General features: G+C 40.8%; 16 protein-coding genes. 2 read left to right on the top strand and 14 right to left on the bottom strand.

From position 1 onward, the window contains the following. Window positions 1-29 precede the first annotated feature (29 nt). The 5 genes from ruvA to E6C50_RS18050 form a co-directional block, all read right to left on the bottom strand. Window positions 30-611: a Holliday junction branch migration protein RuvA gene (ruvA, locus tag E6C50_RS13975; protein WP_136403847.1), complete on the bottom strand. Its 582-nt coding sequence runs from the start codon at window positions 609-611 to the stop codon at window positions 30-32. 94 nt (window positions 612-705) lie between these two features. Beyond that, the gene (locus tag E6C50_RS13970) at window positions 706-3003 is read right to left on the bottom strand and encodes an NADP-dependent malic enzyme (RefSeq protein WP_136403846.1); all 2298 of its coding nucleotides are present in this window, start codon (window positions 3001-3003) and stop codon (window positions 706-708) included. A 164-nt stretch (window positions 3004-3167) separates the two neighbouring features. After that, window positions 3168-4094: a tRNA epoxyqueuosine(34) reductase QueG gene (gene queG / locus E6C50_RS13965; RefSeq protein ID WP_136403845.1), complete on the bottom strand. Its 927-nt coding sequence runs from the start codon at window positions 4092-4094 to the stop codon at window positions 3168-3170. Between the two features lie 5 nt (window positions 4095-4099). Then, window positions 4100-5122: a Holliday junction branch migration DNA helicase RuvB gene (gene ruvB, locus E6C50_RS13960; protein ID WP_136403844.1), complete on the bottom strand. Its 1023-nt coding sequence runs from the start codon at window positions 5120-5122 to the stop codon at window positions 4100-4102. Window positions 5123-5167: 45 nt separating this feature from the next. Then, a complete protein-coding gene (locus E6C50_RS18050) occupies window positions 5168-5668 on the bottom strand; it encodes an N-acetyltransferase (RefSeq protein ID WP_136403843.1) in 501 nt (166 codons plus the stop codon). Between the two features lie 90 nt (window positions 5669-5758). On the opposite strand from E6C50_RS18050, the gene E6C50_RS13950 reads away from it, so the two are divergent. Beyond that, complete coding sequence (locus E6C50_RS13950) at window positions 5759-7174, top strand: APC family permease (protein ID WP_136403842.1); 1416 nt, start codon at window positions 5759-5761, stop codon at window positions 7172-7174. A gap of 383 nt (window positions 7175-7557) precedes the next feature. Here E6C50_RS13950 and E6C50_RS13945 read toward each other — a convergent pair whose 3' ends face one another. From E6C50_RS13945 to E6C50_RS13910, 8 genes are read right to left on the bottom strand one after another with little or no spacing between them, the layout of a single operon-like run. Further along, a complete protein-coding gene (locus E6C50_RS13945; protein ID WP_136403841.1) occupies window positions 7558-9360 on the bottom strand; it encodes a cytochrome c oxidase subunit I in 1803 nt (600 codons plus the stop codon). A 25-nt stretch (window positions 9361-9385) separates the two neighbouring features. Next, on the bottom strand, window positions 9386-10561 hold the full coding sequence (locus E6C50_RS13940; protein ID WP_136403840.1) for a cytochrome c oxidase subunit II: 1176 nt from the start codon (window positions 10559-10561) through the stop codon (window positions 9386-9388). 19 nt (window positions 10562-10580) lie between these two features. Next, a complete protein-coding gene (locus E6C50_RS13935; RefSeq protein ID WP_136403839.1) occupies window positions 10581-12053 on the bottom strand; it encodes a quinol:cytochrome C oxidoreductase in 1473 nt (490 codons plus the stop codon). 28 nt (window positions 12054-12081) lie between these two features. Further along, the gene (locus E6C50_RS13930; protein WP_136403838.1) at window positions 12082-12627 is read right to left on the bottom strand and encodes a c-type cytochrome; all 546 of its coding nucleotides are present in this window, start codon (window positions 12625-12627) and stop codon (window positions 12082-12084) included. A gap of 8 nt (window positions 12628-12635) precedes the next feature. Continuing rightward, the gene (locus E6C50_RS13925) at window positions 12636-13160 is read right to left on the bottom strand and encodes a DUF3341 domain-containing protein (protein ID WP_136403837.1); all 525 of its coding nucleotides are present in this window, start codon (window positions 13158-13160) and stop codon (window positions 12636-12638) included. Window positions 13161-13166: 6 nt separating this feature from the next. Further along, window positions 13167-14573: an NrfD/PsrC family molybdoenzyme membrane anchor subunit gene (gene nrfD, locus E6C50_RS13920; RefSeq protein WP_136403836.1), complete on the bottom strand. Its 1407-nt coding sequence runs from the start codon at window positions 14571-14573 to the stop codon at window positions 13167-13169. 39 nt (window positions 14574-14612) lie between these two features. Next, window positions 14613-17669, bottom strand: coding sequence for a TAT-variant-translocated molybdopterin oxidoreductase (locus tag E6C50_RS13915; protein WP_136403835.1), 3057 nt, complete (start codon window positions 17667-17669; stop codon window positions 14613-14615). Window positions 17670-17701: 32 nt separating this feature from the next. Next, complete coding sequence (locus tag E6C50_RS13910; RefSeq protein WP_136403834.1) at window positions 17702-18976, bottom strand: c-type cytochrome; 1275 nt, start codon at window positions 18974-18976, stop codon at window positions 17702-17704. 216 nt (window positions 18977-19192) lie between these two features. On the opposite strand from E6C50_RS13910, the gene E6C50_RS13905 reads away from it, so the two are divergent. Further along, window positions 19193-19585 (top strand): SPOR domain-containing protein, encoded by a 393-nt coding sequence (locus tag E6C50_RS13905; protein WP_136403833.1) that lies wholly within the window; start codon window positions 19193-19195, stop codon window positions 19583-19585. Between the two features lie 112 nt (window positions 19586-19697). Here E6C50_RS13905 and infB read toward each other — a convergent pair whose 3' ends face one another. Then, window positions 19698-22619: a translation initiation factor IF-2 gene (infB, locus tag E6C50_RS13900; RefSeq protein ID WP_136403832.1), complete on the bottom strand. Its 2922-nt coding sequence runs from the start codon at window positions 22617-22619 to the stop codon at window positions 19698-19700. Window positions 22620-22651: the final 32 nt, after the last annotated feature.

Genomic DNA, 22651 nt, shown 5'->3' with positions numbered 1-22651 from the left:
AAATCATGCGCGTAAAATGTTTCCAAGAATTATAAATTTTTTAAAGCTAGTTTAATGATTGATTCCACAGAAGCATCTGGATTATCTTTAACAATTTTATCAACTACTTTTTCGGCTGATTTCCGCAGGAATCCCAAAACCTCCAAAGCTGATAACGCTTCATTTTTATTTGTATTGCTTTCTACTGCCGAAACTTCCTCCAAATTATAAACTTTAAGTACTTTATCCTTCAGATCCAGAATAACGCGTTGCGCCGTTTTAGCCCCGATTCCTTTAATAGACTGGACTGTCGCGACATCGTTATTGGCTATAGCATGAATAATTTGTTGTGGAGGAATAGACGAGAGCATCGTCCGTGCAGTTCCTGCTCCGACACCGGAAACAGAAATCAGTAGTTTAAACAGTTCTCTTTCGGCTTTTTCGACAAAACCAAAAAGGGTATGCGCATCTTCTTTAATCTGAAGAAACGTATAGAGCTTAATATTTTCCGTATCTGGCAATAACGAAAACGTATGGAGCGAGATATGGATCTGATATCCTACGCCATTACAATCTATAATTACCTCTGTTGGCGACTTTTCGGCAAGCCGTCCCTTAATATGTGCAATCATATTGACCCGTATTCGTTATTACCAAAAATAAGAAAAATCTTTTACTATCCTAATTTTATAGTACAAAGTGATTATTTTGTTCCGTTACCCGTAATTATTTCTTTACTGATTGTTGTTTCGACCGCTTCTCTTTTTCCTGAGCATCGACAACCGCAACGGCAGCCATATTCACCATTTCTTCTACACTGGCACCTAACTGGAAAATATGTACCGGTTTCTCCAATCCTAACATGATTGGTCCGATCGACACCGATTTATACAACTCTTTTATCATCTTATAGGTGATATTGGCAGCATCCAGATTTGGAAAAATCAGGGTATTTACTTTTTTATTGGCCAGTTTAGAGAATGGGAATTTGCTTTTTAGCATATCCGAATTCAACGCAAAGTCGGTTTGAATCTCACCGTCCACAATTAAATCCGGGTGGTTTTTATGCAAATAGGCCACTGCTTCGCGTACTTTGGAAGCGCCTTCATTTTTAGACGATCCGAAATTCGAGAACGATACCATGGCAATCACCGGTTCCATACCGAACATTTTTACCGTTTTGGCGGTCATCAAAGCAATTTTAGCCAAATCTTCCGCGGAAGGATTCGGATTGATTGCCGTATCAGCCAGGAATAATGGTCCGCGTTTGGTCATCATCAGGTTGGTTGTCGCAACTCTTGAAACACCAGGTGCTTTTTCAATTAGCTCCAACATTGGTTTTACCACTGTTGGATAACTTCTGGAATATCCGGTTACCAAAGCATCGGCTTCACCTTCATTAATCATCATCGCGGCGAAATAGTTGCGTTCGCGCATCCACTTCTGAGCATCCAATAAAGTTGTCCCTCTTCTTTGACGGGCTTTCCAATATACTTCGGCAAAACGATTTCTTCGTTCTTCCTCTTCTTTGGTTTTCGGGTCGATAATCAACACTTCTTCTTCAAAACCGATTTCCGCTTTTAATTCCAAAATGGTTTCGCGGTTACCCAATAAGATCGGCTGTCCGATACCTTCTTCCAAAACGATCTGCGCTGCTTTTAATACATCCAGATGATCGGCTTCGGCAAAAATGACACGCTTCGGATCTGTTTTCGCACGGTTCTGTAACAGTCGTAGCATTTTGTTATCCGATCCCATACGTTCCAATAATTCCTCGCGGTATTTATCCCAGTCGGCAATTGGCGCTGTTGCCACTCCTGATTCCATAGCTGCTTTGGCTACAGCCGGTGGAACTTCGGCAATCAATCTTGGATCAAACGGTTTCGGGATGATATAATCTCTACCGAAAATTAATTTGGTTTCGCCATAGGCGATATTTACCTGCTCCGGCACGGATTCTTTGGCCAGATTAGCCAAAGCCACTACCGCAGCTTTTTTCATTTCTTCGTTAATTTTGGTTGCCCGAACGTCTAAAGCACCTCTAAAAATAAAAGGAAACCCAAGTACGTTGTTCACCTGATTAGGATGGTCGGAACGACCGGTAGCCATAATAATATCTTTACGGGTTGCAATAGCCAGATCGTAATTGATTTCCGGACGCGGATTTGCCATGGCAAAAACAATTGGATTCTCAGCCATTCCAACTAACATATCCGGTGTTACGATATCGCCCGAAGACAAACCGATAAATACATCGGCCCCTAACATCGCATCACCAAGAGAAGCGTATTCTTTATCGGTAGCATATTTTGCCTGCATTTCGGAAACTCTAGGATCTCCTTTACGCAACGCTCCTTTACTGTTAAACATTACGATATTCTCCTGTTTAACACCAAACGACACATACAGGTTGGCACAGGCAATAGCTGCCGAACCCGCTCCGGAGATTACCATTCTTACCTCTCCCATTTTCTTACCGGCCAATTCTACAGCATTTAATAAGGCTGCAGCCGAAATAATTGCTGTTCCGTGTTGGTCGTCGTGCATTACCGGGATATTCAATTCTTCTACCAATCGTCGTTCGATTTCAAACGATTCAGGCGCTTTGATATCTTCCAGATTAATCCCACCAAAAGTTGGTGCAATATTTTTTACAGTTTCAATAAATTTATCTACGTCTTTGGTATCCACTTCAATATCAAACACATCAATATCGGCGAAGATTTTAAACAAAAGTCCTTTACCTTCCATAACCGGTTTTGAAGCTTCCGGTCCGATATCGCCCAATCCCAATACAGCCGTTCCATTGGAAATCACCGCTACCAGGTTTCCTTTGGCCGTATACTTATACACATTGTTTACATCTTTCTCAATCTCCAAACATGGCTCTGCAACTCCCGGGGAATATGCCAGTGCCAGATCGCGCTGTGTTGCATATTTTTTGGTGGGTACTACCTGGATTTTTCCGGGTGTAGGTTTCGCATGATATAATAAAGCCTCTCTTCTTTTGCTGTCTTTATGCATAGTTTTTTATTTTACTAACTCACAAAGATAACGGTATGCACATAATTTTAGAAACTTTTAACAGCTAATATTTTAAAAATGATGCGCTGTTACAACAAATCAAAAAGCCTAAAAAAAAGCAAGACTCTGATTCACAAAAAGATAATAAGTTGTATTATTTAGAATTATTCTTTTAAGAAATTCATATTACGGATTAATCCTTCGTATTTGGTGCGTTTTACGGCAGAGTCCTTAAAAACTTTCCGGAAGGTTTCATCGGTAATCTCCTCCCAGTCTTTTTTCGAAAAAGACAGTATGGATTCATTCGGTTTAAGCAACGGCTCCTGATGCGGTTTTGAAAAGCGATTCCACGGACATACATCCTGACAAACATCGCAACCAAACATCCAGTCGTCGAATTTACCTTTTACTTCCGACGGGATATTTTCCTTTAATTCGATCGTAAAATACGAAATACACTTACTACCATCGACCACATAGGGCGCCACAATCGCTTCAGTAGGACAGGCATCGATACAGGCAGTACACTTCCCGCAATGATCGGTTGTCGCATTGTCGTACTCCAATTCCAAATCTACGATTAATTCGGCGATAAAGAAAAACGACCCCACCTGTTTGGAAAGCAGGTTGCTGTTTTTCCCGATCCAACCCAAACCGCTTTTCGCTGCCCAGGCTTTATCCAAAACCGGAGCCGAATCGACAAAAGCGCGACCGGACACTTCCCCGATCTCATTTTGGATAAAAAACAATAACTCCTTGAGTTTTTCCTTGATCACATAATGATAATCCTGACCATAAGCATATTTTGAGATCTTATAACTTCCGACGTTTTGTTTGACTTCGGGATAATAATTCAGCGTTAACGAAATAATACTTTTGGCATCGTCCACCAACAAAGTCGGATTGAGCCGCTTGTCGAAATGATTTTCCATATACCCCATTTTTCCGTTCATCTGGGCATTAAGCCACTTTTCCAGTCGGGGCGCTTCTTCTTCCAGAAAACCGGCACGGGATATCCCACATGACAAAAAACCGAGGCGTTTGGCTTCGGTTTTTATCAATTGCGTATATTTTTCTGAATTATTGATCATGCTAATTAAAACAATCCTCCCTGAATACCGGGACGGGTTTTTCCCAGATGGTAATAGGCTTTTTCGGTTACTTCACGACCGCGTGGTGTTCGGATGATAAACCCTTCCTGAATCAGGAATGGCTCGTATACTTCTTCGATCGTTTCGCCACTTTCGGACACCGCTGTTGCCAATGTCGACAATCCAACCGGTCCGCCTTTGAACTTATCGATAATTGTATTCAGAATTTTATTGTCCATTTCGTCCAACCCATGCGCATCCACATGTAAGGCTTTAAGGGAGAAACGGGCAATTTCTACATCGATTCTTCCATTCCCTTTTATCTGAGCAAAATCGCGGACACGACGCAACAATGCATTCGCAATACGCGGTGTTCCCCTACTTCTGCCGGCAATCTCGATAGCGGCTTCCATCGTGATTGGCATTTTTAAGATTGACGCACTGCGTTGTACAATTGTGGTTAACAATTCGGTATTATAATATTGTAAACGGCTTTGGATTCCGAAACGAGCCCGCATCGGTGCGGTAAGTAAACCGGAGCGCGTTGTCGCACCAACCAGTGTAAACGGGCTAAGATTAATTTGCACCGTTCTGGCATTTGGTCCACTTTCGATCATGATATCAATTTTAAAATCCTCCATAGCCGAATACAGGTATTCTTCCACGATGGGACTTAGCCGGTGAATCTCATCGATAAACAACACATCCCGTTCGTCCAGATTGGTCAACAAACCGGCCAGATCGCCAGGTTTGTCCAATACCGGACCAGAAGTGATCTTGATATTTACATCCAGCTCATTTGCCAGAATATTGGCCAGGGTTGTTTTTCCCAAACCGGGTGGCCCATGGAACAAAGTATGATCCAGTGCTTCCCCTCTAAGATTGGCAGCCTGTACAAACACTTTCAGGTTTTCCAGTACCTGATCCTGTCCGGTAAAATCGTCAAAAGACAGTGGTCTTAATTTTTTTTCTAAATCAAGTTCCTCCGGATTATATCGTTGGTTAGTCGGATCTAAATGCTCATTCATTTGGCAAAGATAGGAAATGTTTGGCTGGGATCAAGCGCATTCTTACTAGGCAACAATCGCTTCCCATTCCGGGTGCCTTTTAATATAGGCCGCCACAAAAGGACACAATGGCACTAATGAATAGCCATTATCTTTTATATAGTGAAGTGTTTTCAGTACTATCGCATTGCCGATCCCTTTTCCTCCCAATTCGGCCGGCACTTCGGTATGGATGAGGTAGATCTTTCTGTCTTTTATTTTATAATCGATAAAAGCGATATGTCCGTCTACTTCTAGTTCGAAGCGACTTTTTTCTTCATTGTTCACCAACTTTAAATGATCTTCCATTTTATTTTTATTATAGTAATACGACAAAGCACCCGAAGGGCATTTTTTGATCTGTTCGACAATTTCATCCGAGCCCGCTTTACGGACTTCGATCCAGGGTCTTACTTTGGCCCGGAAAACTTCGGGTAGTCCACGAACGCAATTTCCGGAATGTTCACATAATTGTTGCTTCCAAACTACAGTAATTTCACCATTGGAATATTCTTTTGGACTTTCCATAATGTCTTGTTTTTGTCTTTATGAAAGTTACAAAAAAAAGCACAATAAAACGCATTTTTCATATATTTATCCCCAATAAATCAACAACACATGCAAAAAGAAACCCCAACATTAAAACGGGAATTAAGTCTTCTGGACGGAACCATGCTGGTAGTCGGCTCCATGATTGGCTCCGGAATTTTTATTGTCAGCGCCGGGATTACCCAAAACATTGGAAGTGCCGGATGGCTGATTGCCATTTGGGTTGTATCGGCTTTAATCACCATCACAGCTGCGGTGAGTTATGGCGAGCTAAGTGCCATGTTTCCACACGCCGGCGGGCAATACATCTACCTCAAAGAGTCCTATAACAAACTGATTGCTTTTTTATATGGATGGAGCTTTTTTTCGGTCATACAAACCGGAACGATTGCCGCTGTTGGCGTAGCGTTTTCTAAATTTACCGCCTACCTTATTCCGTCGGTAAGTGATACCAATATCCTATTTGAGGTTGGTACGTTTCAATTAAATGCTGCACAACTGGTTTCGATAGCCACTATTATTTTCCTAAGTTATATCAATAGTAAAGGTATCAAAAATGGCAAATACATTCAAACCGTCTTTACGATTACCAAGATTGCATCCTTATTCGGATTGATCATTTTCGGTTTTATTTTAGCCGCCAAAGCGGAAATATGGAATGCCAACTGGGCTGATGCCTGGAATGCGCAAACGTTTAACAAGGATACCAATTCCTGGGTTGCTATTTCGGGATACACACTGGTTTCGGCCATAGCCGCTTCGATGGTTGGTTCGTTGTTTTCGAGCGATGCCTGGAATGGAGTGACGTTTATTTCGGGTGAGATCAAACGACCGGAACGAAACGTAGGACTGAGTTTATTTTTAGGCACCCTGACAGTGAGTGTGATTTATATTCTGGCCAATGTAATGTATGTGGCGGTAATGCCATTAAACGACATCGCATTTGCCCCATCAGAACGCGTTGCTGTAGCCGCTTCCCAACATATTTTTGGGGCAACCGGTACGATTGTGATCGCAGTAATGATTATGATTTCGACTTTTGGTTGTAATAACGGATTGATTATGGCCGGATCGCGCGTATACTACACCATGGCCAAAGACGGCCTTTTCTTTAAAAAAGCGGCCGAATTAAACAAAGCAAGTGTTCCAGGTTGGGGATTATGGATTCAGTGTATCTGGGCGTCTTTTTTATGCCTTACCGGTAAGTACGGGGATTTATTGGATTATGTAATGATTATTGTAATTATCTTTTATATACTGACGATCTATGGTATTTTTATTTTACGCCGTAAAATGCCGGACGCTCACAGGCCGTATAAAGCTTTTGCTTATCCGGTATTACCGGCTTTATATATTATTGTGGCATCGGCTATCTGTATTGCTTTGTTAATCGACCGCACCAGTACGTGTGGTTGGGGCGTATTGATTATGCTCGCCGGAATACCGGTTTATTATCTTACGAAACAGAAAGAGATCAAAGAGTAAAGAGAAAAGAACAAAGAAAAAGATACAAACCTGCCAGAACTTTATTCTGGCAGGTTTTTTATTTTATAACATACAGATTCTTTTCCGAATAACTTTCTGAAAGGGTTAATCAGTTGTTTTAACTGGAGCGTTTTATACCTTTTACACCGCTACACCTGACAGGTTTTGGAAACCTATCAGGTGTTTATCCGGAAAGTCTTTAAAGCTTTTTTCGGTATAACTACCTATCCTTTTGCCCCTACACCATTCGGCAACTTAATTATCCGGACTGAGATTCCGACTTACGCTACACCCGACAGGTTTTTGAAACCTGTCAGGTGTCTGACCAAAACAATAAAGCCTCCGCAATTGCGGAGGCTTTATCTATATAGAATCGTATAATCCTAGTGGTGTAATTGTTCTTCACCTGGCTTCATTGGTACATTTTGAGGAACGAAATCTTCATCATGTCCGGGTTTGCTATAGTCATATGACCATCTGTAAACTTCAGGAATTTCACCTGGCCAGTTACCGTGAATGTGCTCAACCGGAGTAGTCCACTCTAATGTGTTCGATCTCCATGGGTTTTGCGTTGCTCTTTGTCCTTTGAAGATGCTGTAGAAGAAGTTCCATAAGAATACTAACTGGAATGCAGCTCCAATTAAAGCGAACATTGTGATTAGTACGTTAACATCTGCTAAATCATCAAATAAAGGGAAAGCGGTGTTGGTATAGTAACGTCTTGGAAGACCTGCCATACCGATAAAGTGCATTGGGAAGAAAACTCCGTACGCACACACTGCTGTTACCCAGAAGTGTATGTAACCCAAGTTTTTGTTCATCATTCTTCCGAACATTTTAGGGAACCAGTGGTAGATTCCGGCAAACATTCCGTAAAGAGCAGAAATACCCATTACTAAGTGGAAGTGCGCAATTACGAAGTATGTATCGTGAACGTTAATATCCAATGTACTATCTCCAAGGATGATACCTGTTAAACCACCTGTAATGAAAGTCGAAACGAATCCGATACAGAATAACATGGCAGGGTTTAACTGAAGGTTACCTTTCCAAAGTGTCGTGATATAGTTGAACGCTTTTACAGCCGAAGGGATTGCGATTAACAATGTTGTAAAGGTAAATACCGATCCCAAGAAAGGATTCATACCGGAGACGAACATGTGGTGACCCCATACGATTGTTGATAAGAAAGCGATCGCTAAGATTGACGTAATCATCGCACGGTAACCGAAGATTGGTTTACGAGCGTTGGTCGCGATAATTTCAGAAGTGATTCCCATCGCAGGTAAGATTACGATGTAAACCTCAGGGTGACCTAAGAACCAGAATAAGTGTTCGAACAATACCGGAGAACCTCCCTGGTAATGTAATACTTCTCCTGAAATAAAGATATCTGATAAGAAGAACGATGTTCCGAAGCTACGGTCGAAGATCAACAATAAAGCGGCCGATAATAATACCGGGAACGATACGATACCGATAACAGCCGTGATAAAGAAAGCCCAGATCGTTAATGGTAAACGAGTCATAGACATTCCTTTTGTTCTAAGGTTGATAACTGTTACCACATAGTTCAAAGATCCCATCAATGAAGACGCGATAAAGATCGCCATCGATACCAACCAAAGTGTCATACCCGTACCTGATCCTGGGATCGCTTGTGGTAACGCACTCAATGGCGGATAGATTGTCCAACCTGCCGAAGCCGGTCCTGACTCAACAAAAAGGGAAATAATCATGATAACAGAAGAAAGGAAGAACAACCAGTATGAAACCATGTTCATAAATCCGGAAGCCATATCCCTTGCTCCAATTTGAAGCGGAATTAAAAGGTTACTGAACGTACCGCTCAATCCGGCCGTCAATACAAAGAATACCATGATGGTACCGTGGATGGTAACCAATGCCAAATAAATATCATTTCGCATTACGCCACCCGGGGCAAATTTATCTCCTAAAAGGACATTAAAAATTTTAAAAGACTCTTCCGGCCATGCAATTTGCATACGGAATAAAAGAGACATTACAATACCGATGATACCCATTACAATACCCGTGATCAGGTATTGTTTTGCAATCATCTTGTGATCGATACTAAAGATGTACTTCGTGATAAAAGTATCTTTATGGTGGTGTTCGTGACCGTGATCGTGTTCGTGATTGATATCGTGTCCTACTGCTGACATATTTTTTAATTTATATTAAAAGCAATTATTTTTTTACTACTTGTGCCAAAACTTTAGTGGTATCGGCAACCGGAGCTGCTGCTGCCGGTGCTTTTGCTTCAGATGCTGCCGCAGGAGCCGGAGCTGCTGCTTTGTTTGCATCTTTAATAGCGCTAGCTAAAGTAGGTTTTTCTTTTAACCATTTTTTATAATCTGCTTCGCTTTCTACAACGATTTTCATCTGCATGTTGTAGTGAGACGGTCCACAAATTTTGTTACATAACAATAAGTAATCAAAAGTATACGGATCTAAAGCAGTTTCTCCTTTGGCAACAAGTTCAGCACTTTTCTTTGCTCTAATGATATTAATGTTGGCCACTTTTTCCACAATCGCAGGATCCTGACGCATTTGATCAGTAGTTACTGTTGGTGTGAAAGCGAATTGTGTTACCATACCCGGAACACAGTTCATCTGCGCTCTGAAGTGTGGCATATAAGCGGAGTGCAATACGTCCTGAGAACGGATCTTGAATACCACTTTTTTACCTACCGGTAAGTGTAATTCGTTTACAATTTTATCATCCTGAGCATTCGGATCAGACATGTCCACACCTACTGTGTTGATACCTTCGATAAAACGAACATTCGCTTTACCTAAAGCATTGTCATCACCTCCGTAGCGTGCTTCCCAGCTAAATTGTTTTGCGTATAACTCAACATAGATTACTTCTTCCTCTTCGTCAACAAACATGATGTTTGTCCAGGCATATAATCCGTAAAGGATCAAACCAGCTAAAACGATTACCGGGATAATAGTCCAGATAAACTCTAATTTATCATTATCAGCGAAATATAACGCTTTGGTGTCTTTCTGACCTCTGTATTTGAATGCGAAGTAATGTAATAATGCCTGAGTGATGGTCTGAACGAAGAAAATCAATACCATTGAAATCATCATCAGATTATCGTAATCCTTACCGTGTTCAGAAGCTGGCGTACCTAAAACCAGGTGACCCCATTTCAGTAAAGAGTAAATAGTGAATATATAAATAAACCCTAAGAACCCGAACATCAAGTAACCATTAACATTATTGTCTTTTTCGTTTGCGATTTCTGATTTATCAGCAACGCGTCCAACCTGGGTTAAATCGAATATCTTAGTCAATTGCCAGATAGCAACTCCTAATAAAACTACAACTATAAGTATCAATAAACCTGTCATTTGTTTATTACTTTAAATATTAATAATGAAAATGTTTACTTTCTTCAATTAACGGATTACGTTTTGCCAATAAAGGAGCTTTTGTTAAAGCTGTAAATACGACAACGATAAATAGTCCGAAGAAGAACATTAATGAACCGATCTCAGATACTCCGATGAACCACTGGTCACCAACCGTAGCCGGCATAATCATATTGAAGAAGTCAATATAGTGACCGGTTAAGATTAACAGACCTGCCATTACCACAACCCAACTTAAACGTTTGAAATCAGTGTTGATCAAGATTAATATAGGGAATACGAAGTTTAAGGCCAACATTCCGAAGAATGGTAATTTATAATTTTCAATTCGCGTGATGAAGTACGTTACCTCTTCCGGGATATTCGAATACCACATTAACATGAATTGTGAGAACCATAAGTAGGTCCAGAAAACAGAGATACCGAACATGAATTTAGCCAAATCGTGGATGTGACTTGTATTCACGTGCTCTAAATATCCTTTTGATTTTAAGTACAAGGTAACGAAAGCGATTGTAGTGATTCCGCTTACGAAGAAGCTGGCGAATACATACCATCCGAATAAGGTACTGTACCAGTGTGGATCAACCGACATAATCCAATCCCAAGAAGCGATTGATTCTGTTACGATAAAGAATACTAAGAAACCAGCTGCCAGTTTGAAGTTCTTTTTGTAGAAAGAATCATCGTTAGCGTTATCCTGAGCAATAGAATTTTTTCTTGAGAAATAACGGTATAAGTTCCAACCGGCTAAGAAGATTGCAGCTCTGATCAGGAAGAAAGGTACGTTTAAGAAACCTTGTTTTCCCTGAATCAACTCATCGTGTTTTACAACTTCCGGATCCATCCAAACGAATAAGTGGTTTAAATGCATACCGCTTGCTACCAACAAGATGAAGAAAATGATAGAACCGGGTAATAAATAGCTGGTGATACCTTCCATAACACGGAATAATACCGGAGACCAACCTGCCTGAGCCGCCCATTGGATAGCGTAGAACGCCAATACTCCAACAGAGATCAACATAAAGAAGATACATGCCACATAAAGTGCTGCCCAAGGTTTGTTTTGTAATTGGTGCAAAACATGCTCCAGGTGTTCCTGGTGTTCTGCGTGTGCATCAGCACCAGCATGATCGTGACCATGAGCTGCTTCCGCTTTGTGATTATCGTGATGGTCTGCTGCTACAGGCGCTGCTGCAGCTACAGTATCATTTTCTGCTTTTAATGAATCGGCAACAACAGTTTCTGTTTTAGCTTCCTCGTGGTGCGTTGCAACAGCAGCATGTTCCTCGTGTGATTCGTGCGCCACAGCTTCTGTATGATGTCCGCCATGATGACTATCCGCTAAAATTTTCTCTACGTCTTCGATGGTCTTAGGTGCAGTCAAAAAACCAAAAGCAATTCCCACAAGCCCTAAAGCCATCATGACAAATGCAAAAGTTTTTAATTTGCTTGAAAATGTGTACATATCTAATACTTTCAAATGTGTTCTACAATTATAATCCTGCTTTTAATTTCATCACGTGATCCACAACCTGCCAGCGTTCTTCCTGACTTAATTGGTTGGCGTGAGAACCCATGGAGTTTAATCCATAAGTAATTACGTGGAAAACACTTCCTTCCGTGATCGGTCTGTCAGCATAACTTGGTACACCTAAGAATTTCTCTCTTTTAACCAGTTTTCCTTTTCCATCACCCGCTTCACCATGACAAATAGCACAGTAAATATTGAACAGTTCGGTTCCTTTTTTGGAATCAATTTTAGTAGAATCCAAAGGTGATTTTAAGTTTGCTTTTGCTAATTCATAACCAGCGGTTGAGTTTTCGTACGCATAGGGTTCGAAACCTCTAGGAATAGAACCTTTTGCAGGTAACTGACCTTCTTTACCATTTTTGAATGCACCCGACTGTGAATACGTTTCGTAAGCCACAGACTCATACATATTAGGAAAGAACTGATAGTTAGGCTTTGATTTGTTAAAACAAGATGTTGTAACAACCGATACACCTACTAATGCTACTATTTTATATAAGGCTTTCATATCTTCAATTAATGCTTATCAATTACTTTAACTTCTACAGCACCTGTATTCTTGAAGAACGAAATCAAATCATCTTCGTTTCCGTGAAGTGCCACTTCCATTAAGAAGTGATCGTCTGTAGTTCTTACATCCGGGTTTTCAGCGGCTTTGAACGGCCATAATCTACTTCTAAGGTAGAATGTAATTACCATTAAGTGAGCTGCGAAAAATACGGTAAGCTCAAACATAATAGGCACGAAAGCCGGCATGTTATCGATAAAACTAAAACTTGGTTTCCCACCGATATCCTGTGGCCAGTCAACAATCATAACATAGTTCATTAATGATGCTGCAACTGATAAACCAACTAAACCGTAAAGGAAAGAAGCAATCGCAATTCTAGTAGGCGCTAACCCCATTGCTTTGTCCAACCCGTGAACCGGGAATGGTGTGTAAACTTCTTCAATATGATGATGCGCCGCACGGGTAGCTTTAACAGCATCCATCAGGATGTCATCATCATTGTATATAGCATGTATTACTTTATTACTCATGATCTATTAATGATTATGTGAATTGTGTCCTTCTAATTCTCTTTGTCTCTTGTAGTTATCACCCGATGTTTTTAGGATCGTTTTAACCTCTGCCTGTGCAATTACCGGGAAGCTTCTTGAATATAATAAGAATAATACGAAGAAGAATCCGATTGTACCGATATAGATACCAGCATCAACAAACGTTGGCTGGAACATAGTCCAAGAAGATGGTAGGTAATCACGGTGTAATGACGTTACGATAATTACGAAACGCTCAAACCACATACCGATGTTTACTACGATAGAGATAATGAATGAGAACATGATACTGGTTCTTAATTTTTTGAACCACATGAACTGCGGCGAGAATACGTTACACGTCATCATCAACCAGTATGACCACCAGTAAGGACCTGTTGCTCTGTTTAAGAAAGCGTATTGTTCGTACTCTACTCCTGAATACCAAGCTACGAAAAGCTCAGTGATATACGCGATACCTACGATAGAACCTGTAATCATCACTACGATGTTCATCAATTCGATATGCTGTATAGTGATATACTCTTCAAGGTTAGACACTTTTCTCATAATGATCAAAAGTGTGTTTACCATTGCGAATCCGGAGAAGATCGCACCCGCAACGAAGTACGGAGGTAAGATTGTGGTATGCCATCCCGGAATAACGGAAGTAGCAAAGTCAAAGGATACGATCGTGTGTACGGAAAGTACAAGAGGTGTTGCCAAACCGGCTAATACAAGAGACACCTCTTCAAAACGCTGCCAGTCTTTAGCTCTACCACTCCATCCGAACGAAAGGATTGAATAAACTCTTTTTGTAAATGGTGTTACCGCACGGTCACGTAGCATTGCGAAATCGGGTAATAAACCAGTCCACCAGAAAACCAATGAAACCGATAAATAGGTCGAGATCGCGAATACGTCCCAAAGTAAGGGTGAGTTAAAGTTAACCCAGAGTGAACCGAATTGGTTCGGGATTGGTAATACCCAGTATCCTAACCATGGACGCCCCATGTGGATAATCGGGAATAAACCTGCCTGAACTACCGAGAAGATAGTCATCGCTTCTGCAGAACGGTTAATCGCCATTCTCCATTTTTGACGGAATAATAATAGTACGGCAGAAATTAGGGTTCCGGCGTGACCGATACCTACCCACCATACGAAGTTGGTAATATCCCATGCCCAACCAATTGTTTTATTTAATCCCCATGTTCCGATACCGGTAGAAATGGTGTAGATCATACAACCAGCACCCCAAAGGAATGCGGTTAACGCAATAGAGAATACTATCCACCATAGTTTGTTCGCTCTACCTTCAACAGGTCTAGCTACATCTACTGTTACATCGTGATAAGTTTTATCACCTATAACCAAAGGTTTTCTAATGGGTGCTTCGTAATGAGACGACATAATCCTTTATATTGATTCTTAATTAATTATTTTACTTGTTTAGGTATTTCTAACTTTTACGTGGTAGAATACATTTGGTTTTGTTCCGATGTGCTCCAGTAAGTGATACATTCTGTCGTCTTCGGCCAATTTAGCAACCTGACTTTCTTTATCATTTACGTCACCAAATACCATTGCTCCGCTTGAACAAGCTGCCGAACATGCTACCTGGAATTCGTCTTTACCTACCAATCTTCCTTCGCGTTTCGCTTTTAAGATAGTAGACTGCGTCATCTGGATACATAGTGAACATTTCTCCATAACCCCTCTTGAACGAACGTTCACATCAGGATTCAATACCATACGACCTAAATCATCATTCATGTGGTAGTCGAACTCACTGTTTTTGTTGTACAGGAACCAGTTGAAACGACGTACTTTATACGGACAGTTGTTTGCACAGTAACGGGTACCCACACAACGGTTGTAAGCCATGTGGTTTTGCCCCTGACGACCGTGAGAAGTAGCCGCTACCGGACATACTGTTTCACATGGTGCGTGGTTACAGTGCTGACACATTACCGGTTGGAAAGCAACCTGTGGATTTTCGGATGGATCTTCCATACCGGTGAAGGTATCGATAGAGTTCATTAATCCGGAAGCTCCTTCTTTTAATTCCACATCTCCTTTGAAAGTATCCTGAGAAGAATAGTAACGGTCAATACGCAACCAGTGCATATCACGGCTTCTTCTAACCTCAGATTTACCTACTACCGGTACGTTGTTTTCTGCGTGACATGCGATAACACATGCGCCACAACCTGTACAGGCATTCAAGTCGATCGATAAGTTAAAGTGGTGACCCACTGAACGGTCAAAAGAATCCCAGATATCTACTTTAGTGGTAGGTGTTTCTTTGTGATCTAAAGATACCATAGGAACAATGTTCCATTCTGCAGCATCTTTAGTATTGAAGATTTCAAGGGTAGTTTCTTTGATGATATCACCTCTACCCATTAATGTTTTTTGTAACTGAACACAAGCGAACTCGTGATCTCCGTTTGCTTTGGAAACTTTTGCAGACTGGTCGGATTTCATGTTTGCATAAAGCGTATAGGCATTAACCCCAACCTGCATTTCCTGTTTCATTGCTTCTTTACGGCCGTAACCTAAAGCAAGACCGATAGTTCCAACAGCCTGACCTGGTTGAATGATTACCGGAACGTTTTCCAACTTCACACCACCTACTTCAATGGTAGAGTAGCTTCCGTTTAATCCACCGTTTGCTACGTTATAGTTTACTAAACCTAGTTTTTCGGCGTCTTTTTTAGAAACGGTTACGTAGTTATCCCAAGATACACGTGTAATCGGATCCGGGAACTCTTGTAACCAAGGGTTGTTGGCCTGTTGACCATCACCCATACCGGTTTTTGTATACAATACTAATTCCAGTCCACCAAGGTTTTTAGCTTGCGCTAAAGCTCCGGCAGCAGAAGCAAAATCAACATTAGCACCACCAACAGCTGCTGTAACCGGAGTTACATAGAAACCGTCGTGTACTAATTTGTTCCAGGTAGCGCCACCCGCTACTACTGCAGTACCGTGTGCTTTAAGGAAATCATAGTAAGAAGCCGGATTTCCTGTCCACGCTAATAATGCCTCCTGGAATTGTTTTGTATCAAACAAAGGACGGATCGTTGGCTGCGTAATACTATAGTGTCCTTTTACGATGGAAACATCACCCCAAGACTCTAAATAGTGTGGCGTTGCAACGGCAACCTTTGTTTTTAAAGCCGTTTCGTCTTCTTTTAATGAAAACGCAACAGACATTTTTACTTTACTAAGACCTTCTACGAAGTCAGCAGAATTTGGTAACGTATAAACCGGGTTCACACCGTTCATGATTAACGTGTGTACCACACCCGCTTTCATGTCTTTCACCAATTGTGCTACTGCTTTCGCATCACCTTTACGGATAAGACGCGGTGTAGCTGGATTAAAAGCTTCAGCATTTAAAGCTCTGTTGATGGCCAACACCAATAATTGTGCATTAACATCATCCAGACCAGAAACTAAAACTCCTTTTCCGGCAGCCGCTTTCAATTGTTGCGCTGCTTTCATTACCGCTTCTTCGTTTGCTACTTTCGGAGTCGAAACGGAAGCACCGGTAATTACATTGTATATTTTTACTAAAGCATGTTTTTGCTCGGTAACAGTCATCGGGATACGCTTGTCAGCGTTTGCTCCCGCAAGTGACATATTGGATTCAATTTGGATATGTTTCGACATTTTCCCGTTTTTAGGAATACGTCCCTGTGCATATCCGGCATCATATCCACCACCTTGCCAATCTCCTAAGATATCAGCACCAACAGAAACAATAACATCTGCTTTTGAGAAATCATAATCCGCTAAAGCTCTTTCACCATATACCATTTGGAAAGCATCAAGAGCATCAGAACTTGAAACTGCATCATATACTACATGTTTTGCAGTAGGATTTTTTGCGATAAAATCAGCGATTAATTTATCCGTAGACGGACTAGCCATCGTTCCGGTTAAAAGAACCACTTGTCCACCTTTTGCTTTAGCATCTGCCAATGCTGCTGTTACTTTAGCATCAACATCTGCCCATGAAGCATCTTTACCTTCAATTTTAGATTGCTTTAAACGAAGACTATCGTAAAGCGACAATACAGAAGCATGAACTCTTGCATTCGCTCCGGTTTTTGCATTCGGCAAATTATTATTTTCAACCTTGATAGGACGACCTTCACGCGTTTTGATAAGGATATTCGCGAAATCAAAACCATCCGCAATAGTTGTTGCATAGAAATCTGCAACACCCGGAATGATCTCTTCAGGTTGAACTACATAAGGAATAGACTTGATTACCGGACCTTCACACGCAGCTAAAGAAGCTGCTGCTGTAGAAAATCCTACGTATTTCAAAAAGTCACGACGAGTAGTTGATGAAGTCGATAAGGCATCCTTATCTCCAAGAAATTCATCAGTAGGAATTTCCTCAACAAACTCATTGTTTCTTAGCGTCTCAACAATAGAACTATTTTCGTTTAGTTCTTCAACACTTTTCCAGTATTTTTTGTTTGATGCCATTGTATATAGATATTAGCTTCTTAATTTATTTATTAATAGTGACATTTACCACACTCTAAACCTCCCATTTGTGCAGCAGTCAATTTATCTACACCATATTTTTTGGATAGTTCTTCGTGGATTTTTTTGTAGTACTCGTTACCTTCCACATTAACATTGGTTTCTCTGTGACAGTTCACACACCATCCCATAGTTAACGGAGAATGTTGTCTCATAATTTCCATAGTCTCAACCGGACCGTGACATTTCTGACACTCTAATCCCGCAACAGACACGTGCTGTGAGTGATTGAAGTACACAAAGTCAGGAAGATTATGAACACGAACCCACTTAACAGGTTTCACTTTTCCTGTATATTTTTGAGCTGTTTTATCCCATCCTACAGCATCGTATAGTTTTTGGATTTCAGCAGAGTAGAATTCTTTAGTATGCTCAACATAAGTTGAATCCGCATCCCCCTGGAATTCATTGATGTTTTTATGACAGTTCATACAAACATTCAACGATGGAATACCTGAAGTTTTACTAACACGAGCAGAAGAGTGACAGTATTTACAATCAATACCGTTATCACCTGCGTGAATTTTATGCGAGAAGTGAATTGGCTGAATCGGCTCATATCCTTGATCAACACCTATCTGCATCAAGTATCCGTAGATAAAGTATGCTCCAACTAAAAGCATTACAATAACCGACACTAATACCAGGAATTGATTTCTGGCGAATGCAATCCAGATTGGTAACGACTTTTCTTTCACAGGAGCCTCGATACCGTTCGCTTTCGCAATTTTGTTCAGTACGTTTTTCACGAACAATAACATTGCTACCAACATAGCAAGCACTACCGCTAAAACCCCTAAAACCAGGTTATTAGAAACCCCACCTTCCTGAGCACCGGCAGTAGCACCACCACCTGCAGCAGCAGCCTTAGGCTCCTCCTTAGGTTGAGAAGTATACGCTAAGATATTATCGATATCGGCATCAGACAATTGCGGGAAAGCAGTCATTACTTTCTTGTCATTCTCCTCAAACACCTTAATAGCTTTGGCATCACCGGATTTAATCAACTCGGAACTGTTTTTAATCCATTTATGCAACCAGGCTGTGTCATGTCGTTCTGTAACACCACGAAGCGCAGGCCCCGTCATTGCTGCATCCAACTTGTGACAAGCGGCACAATTAGAATTAAAAAGCGCTTTACCTGCAGCTGCATCCTGTGCATTGGAGGTAAAAGAAAAAGATAGCACTAATGCTAAACTGAACAATAAAATCTTTGAAAACGATTTATGGTTACCCACTTTTTTCATAGTTAAAATGATTATCAACTAAATTTGGCACGATTTTGTCTGTAATAGTCCTAAAACAAAAGCCTACCTTATTTATAAACTCCGACAAAAATACGACTTATGTACTATTCAAAAAACCTTAAATTTATCTTAATTGCAATTTATACCCATTCTAAATAAACTACCAAAGCCCGTTTTCACGGAATAATTGTATTTTTGCAGCAAACATACTTCATTATGAGAATCTTACCCGTAAACAAAATTCACTTTTTACCTTTAATCGCTTTATTTTTAAGCCCAATAGCACAGGCACAAACCTCAAAAATTAACATCGATCAGGATCCGAAATTCGAACAGCTTTTAAATGAAAAACGAAAAATAAACAGCTCTATAACTGTTAACGATCGGTATAAAATTCAAATTTTTTACGGTACTAATGACGAAGCTAAAAAAACGTTGGTAAATTTCCGAAAAGAATTCAGAAATATGGACGGAACCATCGTATATAACAATCCTTCCTACAAGGTTTGGATCGGTTCGTTTAAAACACGAATAGAAGCCGAAAAAAACCTCCTGGACATCAAGAAAAAATACCCGAATGCTTTACTGATAAAACCGAACAAACAATAAAAACAAAACCCGGTAATACCGGGTTTAAAATAAAAAAAGCTCCGCAATTTTGCGGAGCTTTTTAGTTATCACAACTCACTGACAGATTTTAAAAACCTGTCAGGTGTTCCAATTATTTAAGTTTCTTCTTCACTTCCACTTCCTGGAATCCTTCAATAATATCGTATTCTTTGATATCGTTGTAGTTTTTGATCTGCATACCACAGTCATATCCTTTGGAAACTTCTTTCACATCGTCTTTAAAACGTTTCAGTGTACTCAATTCACCGGTAAAGATTACCACACCATCACGGATAAGTCGGATTCTCGAGTTACGGAAGATTTTACCATCGGTAACCATACATCCTGCAATTGTACCCACTTTCGAGATTTTGAATGTTTCGCGGATTTCGGCAGTACCGGTAATTTCTTCTTTTAATTCCGGTGACAACATACCCTCCATCGCATCTTTCAAATCGTCGATAGCGTCGTAAATGATCGAATAGTTTCGGATATCGATTTCTTCTTTATCAGCCAATTGTTTTGCACTTCCGGAAGGACGTACGTTAAATCCGATGATGATCGCATCCGATGCAGAAGCCAACAATACGTCGGATTCGGTAATTGCACCAACTCCTTTGTGGATGATACGGATCTGGATTTCTTCGGTTGATAATTTTGAGAAGGAATCCGATAATGCTTCTACCGATCCATCCACGTCCCCTTTAAGGATGATGTTTAATTCTTTAAACTGACCTAAAGCGATACGACGGCCGATTTCGGCAAGTGTAATATGTTTCTGCGTACGAACCGATTGCTCACGTAATAATTGTGTACGTTTAACAGCGATTTGTTTTGCTTCTCTTTCATCTTCAAACACACTAAACTTATCCCCTGCTGTTGGCGCTCCATCAAGACCTAAGATTGAAATCGGCGTAGAAGGACCTGCTTCTTTGATATTATGTCCTCGCTCATCATGCATCGCTTTCACCTTACCATGGTGTTTACCTGCCAATACATAATCTCCGATTCGCAATGTTCCTGCCTGAACCAGTACAGTAGACACGTAACCACGTCCTTTATCAAGGAAGGCTTCTACTACCGTTCCGACAGCCGGTTTGTTTGGATTCGCTTTTAAATCAAGGATTTCAGCTTCCAACAATACTTTTTCAAGTAATTCTTTCACTCCTAATCCTGTTTTAGCAGAGATATCGTGTGATTGGTATTTACCACCCCAGTCTTCAACCAATAGGTTCATACCGGCTAGTTTTTCTTTAATTTTTTCAGGATTTGCCGTAGGTTTATCCACTTTATTGATTGCAAAAATCAACGGTACACCTGCAGCTTGCGCGTGGCTGATCGCCTCTTTGGTTTGCGGCATGATGTCGTCGTCGGCAGCAATCACGATAATTACGATATCCGTAACCTGAGCACCACGGGCACGCATCGCGGTAAACGCCTCGTGACCCGGAGTATCTAAGAATGCGATACGCTGACCGTTATCCAATCGTACTCCATAAGCACCAATGTGCTGTGTAATACCTCCGGACTCTCCTGCGATAACATTAGTCTTACGGATATAATCCAATAAGGATGTTTTACCGTGGTCAACGTGACCCATTACCGTTACAATCGGTGCGCGGTGTTCCAGATCTTCCGGTCTGTCTTCCACTACCTCGATTGCTTCTTCGATATCGGTTGTAATAAATTCTACTTCATACCCAAACTCATCCGCTACAATAGAAAGCGTTTCAGCATCCAATCGTTGGTTCATGGTCACCATGATACCCAATGACATACAGGTTCCGATAACTTTAGTGATTGGCACATCCATCATGGTCGCAATTTCACCTACAGTAACGAATTCCGTTACTTTAAGCACTTTGCTTCCTTCTTCCATCGCTCTTTGCTCGTCGTCTGATTTCTGACGATGCGAATCTCTTTTATCTCTTCTGTATTTTGCTGCTTTAGACTTACTTCCTTTACCTTGAAGTCTTTCTAACGTTTCTTTGATTTGGTTTTTAACTTCTTCTTCCGTAGGCTCGACTTTAGAAACAATTGCCGGACGGTTTCCTTTTTGGAATCCAGGCTTATTATTTCCGAATCTCGGATTATTTCCTCCACCCTGACGGTTGTTGTTGTTACCACCACCTTGCTGTGGATTGGTACCTTGCTGAGCTCCTGGCGTTCCCGGTTTTGGCGGAATACGCTTTCTTTTGCTCTTATTGGCATTGTTGTTATTTGAATTCTGACCACCCTGACCAGCATTGGTAGTATTACCCGTGTTCGGTTTGTTGTTGTCTTTTTTGAATTCTTCTTTCTTCTTTTTCGGTTTATTAAACTGAGAAAGGTCGATCATCTGACCGGTAAAAGTTGTTCCGGAAAGTTTTTGGTATTGCGTTTCAATACGCTCTTCCTCAACAGGTGCATCAGCAGCAGCGGCAGGTTTAGCCGGTTCCGCTTTTTCTGTTTTTTCTTCCTTAACTACTTTAACATCCTTAATCTCTTTAACCTCTTTAACTTCCTTGATTTCCTTCACCTCTTTTGGTTCTGGTGCTACAGGAGCTACTTCAGGAGTTTTTTCTACGATTTTTTCTTCCACCGCTTTATGTTCTACTTCCGGTTTTACTTCCGGAGTGTTTACGACTTCCGATTCTTCTGAAGAAGGTTTTTCAGCAACAACTTCAGTTTTTTTCGGGTTCAGGTCGATTTTACCAATAGCTTTCGGCCCGGAAAGGGTCGCTTTGGCTTTGATAATATCCTGACGTTGTTTTTCTTCCTCTTTGCGTTTCTCTTCCATCTCACGTTCTCTTTCCACCCGCAAGGCCTCTTTCTCTTTCTTTTTCTCCTCGCTCACCTCCAGAGAAGCCACCTTTTTACCTTTATCAGCAGAGAATTGACCGCACAAGATAGAATATTCCTCATTAGAAATTTTAGCATTCGGACTGGATTCAATTGTATATCCCTTATCTTTTAAATAGTCCACAGCTCTATCCAGAGAAATGTTTAATTCCCTTAAAACCTTGTTAATTCTTATTACTCTTTCTTCAGACATATAATCTTTTTAATATTATCGTAATGCGTGTG

The organism is Flavobacterium supellecticarium, from assembly GCF_004801375.1.
Taxonomy (GTDB): Bacteria; Bacteroidota; Bacteroidia; order Flavobacteriales; family Flavobacteriaceae; genus Flavobacterium; species Flavobacterium supellecticarium.
Note: the sequence above shows the minus strand (reverse complement) of the source record. Positions and strands in the feature narration are given on the sequence as shown.

Excerpts from the sequence above, each read along its gene's own strand:
- ruvA (WP_136403847.1), bottom strand. The coding sequence starts at position 611 with ATGATTGCACATATTAAGGGACGGCTTGCCGAAAAGTCGCCAACAGAG.
- E6C50_RS13970 (WP_136403846.1), bottom strand. The coding sequence starts at position 3,003 with ATGCATAAAGACAGCAAAAGAAGAGAGGCTTTATTATATCATGCGAAA.
- queG (WP_136403845.1), bottom strand. The coding sequence starts at position 4,094 with ATGATCAATAATTCAGAAAAATATACGCAATTGATAAAAACCGAAGCC.
- ruvB (WP_136403844.1), bottom strand. The coding sequence starts at position 5,122 with ATGAATGAGCATTTAGATCCGACTAACCAACGATATAATCCGGAGGAA.
- E6C50_RS18050 (WP_136403843.1), bottom strand. The coding sequence starts at position 5,668 with ATGGAAAGTCCAAAAGAATATTCCAATGGTGAAATTACTGTAGTTTGG.
- E6C50_RS13950 (WP_136403842.1), top strand. The coding sequence starts at position 5,759 with ATGCAAAAAGAAACCCCAACATTAAAACGGGAATTAAGTCTTCTGGAC.
- E6C50_RS13945 (WP_136403841.1), bottom strand. The coding sequence starts at position 9,360 with ATGTCAGCAGTAGGACACGATATCAATCACGAACACGATCACGGTCAC.
- E6C50_RS13940 (WP_136403840.1), bottom strand. The coding sequence starts at position 10,561 with ATGACAGGTTTATTGATACTTATAGTTGTAGTTTTATTAGGAGTTGCT.
- E6C50_RS13935 (WP_136403839.1), bottom strand. The coding sequence starts at position 12,053 with ATGTACACATTTTCAAGCAAATTAAAAACTTTTGCATTTGTCATGATG.
- E6C50_RS13930 (WP_136403838.1), bottom strand. The coding sequence starts at position 12,627 with ATGAAAGCCTTATATAAAATAGTAGCATTAGTAGGTGTATCGGTTGTT.
- E6C50_RS13925 (WP_136403837.1), bottom strand. The coding sequence starts at position 13,160 with ATGAGTAATAAAGTAATACATGCTATATACAATGATGATGACATCCTG.
- nrfD (WP_136403836.1), bottom strand. The coding sequence starts at position 14,573 with ATGTCGTCTCATTACGAAGCACCCATTAGAAAACCTTTGGTTATAGGT.
- E6C50_RS13915 (WP_136403835.1), bottom strand. The coding sequence starts at position 17,669 with ATGGCATCAAACAAAAAATACTGGAAAAGTGTTGAAGAACTAAACGAA.
- E6C50_RS13910 (WP_136403834.1), bottom strand. The coding sequence starts at position 18,976 with ATGAAAAAAGTGGGTAACCATAAATCGTTTTCAAAGATTTTATTGTTC.
- E6C50_RS13905 (WP_136403833.1), top strand. The coding sequence starts at position 19,193 with ATGAGAATCTTACCCGTAAACAAAATTCACTTTTTACCTTTAATCGCT.
- infB (WP_136403832.1), bottom strand. The coding sequence starts at position 22,619 with ATGTCTGAAGAAAGAGTAATAAGAATTAACAAGGTTTTAAGGGAATTA.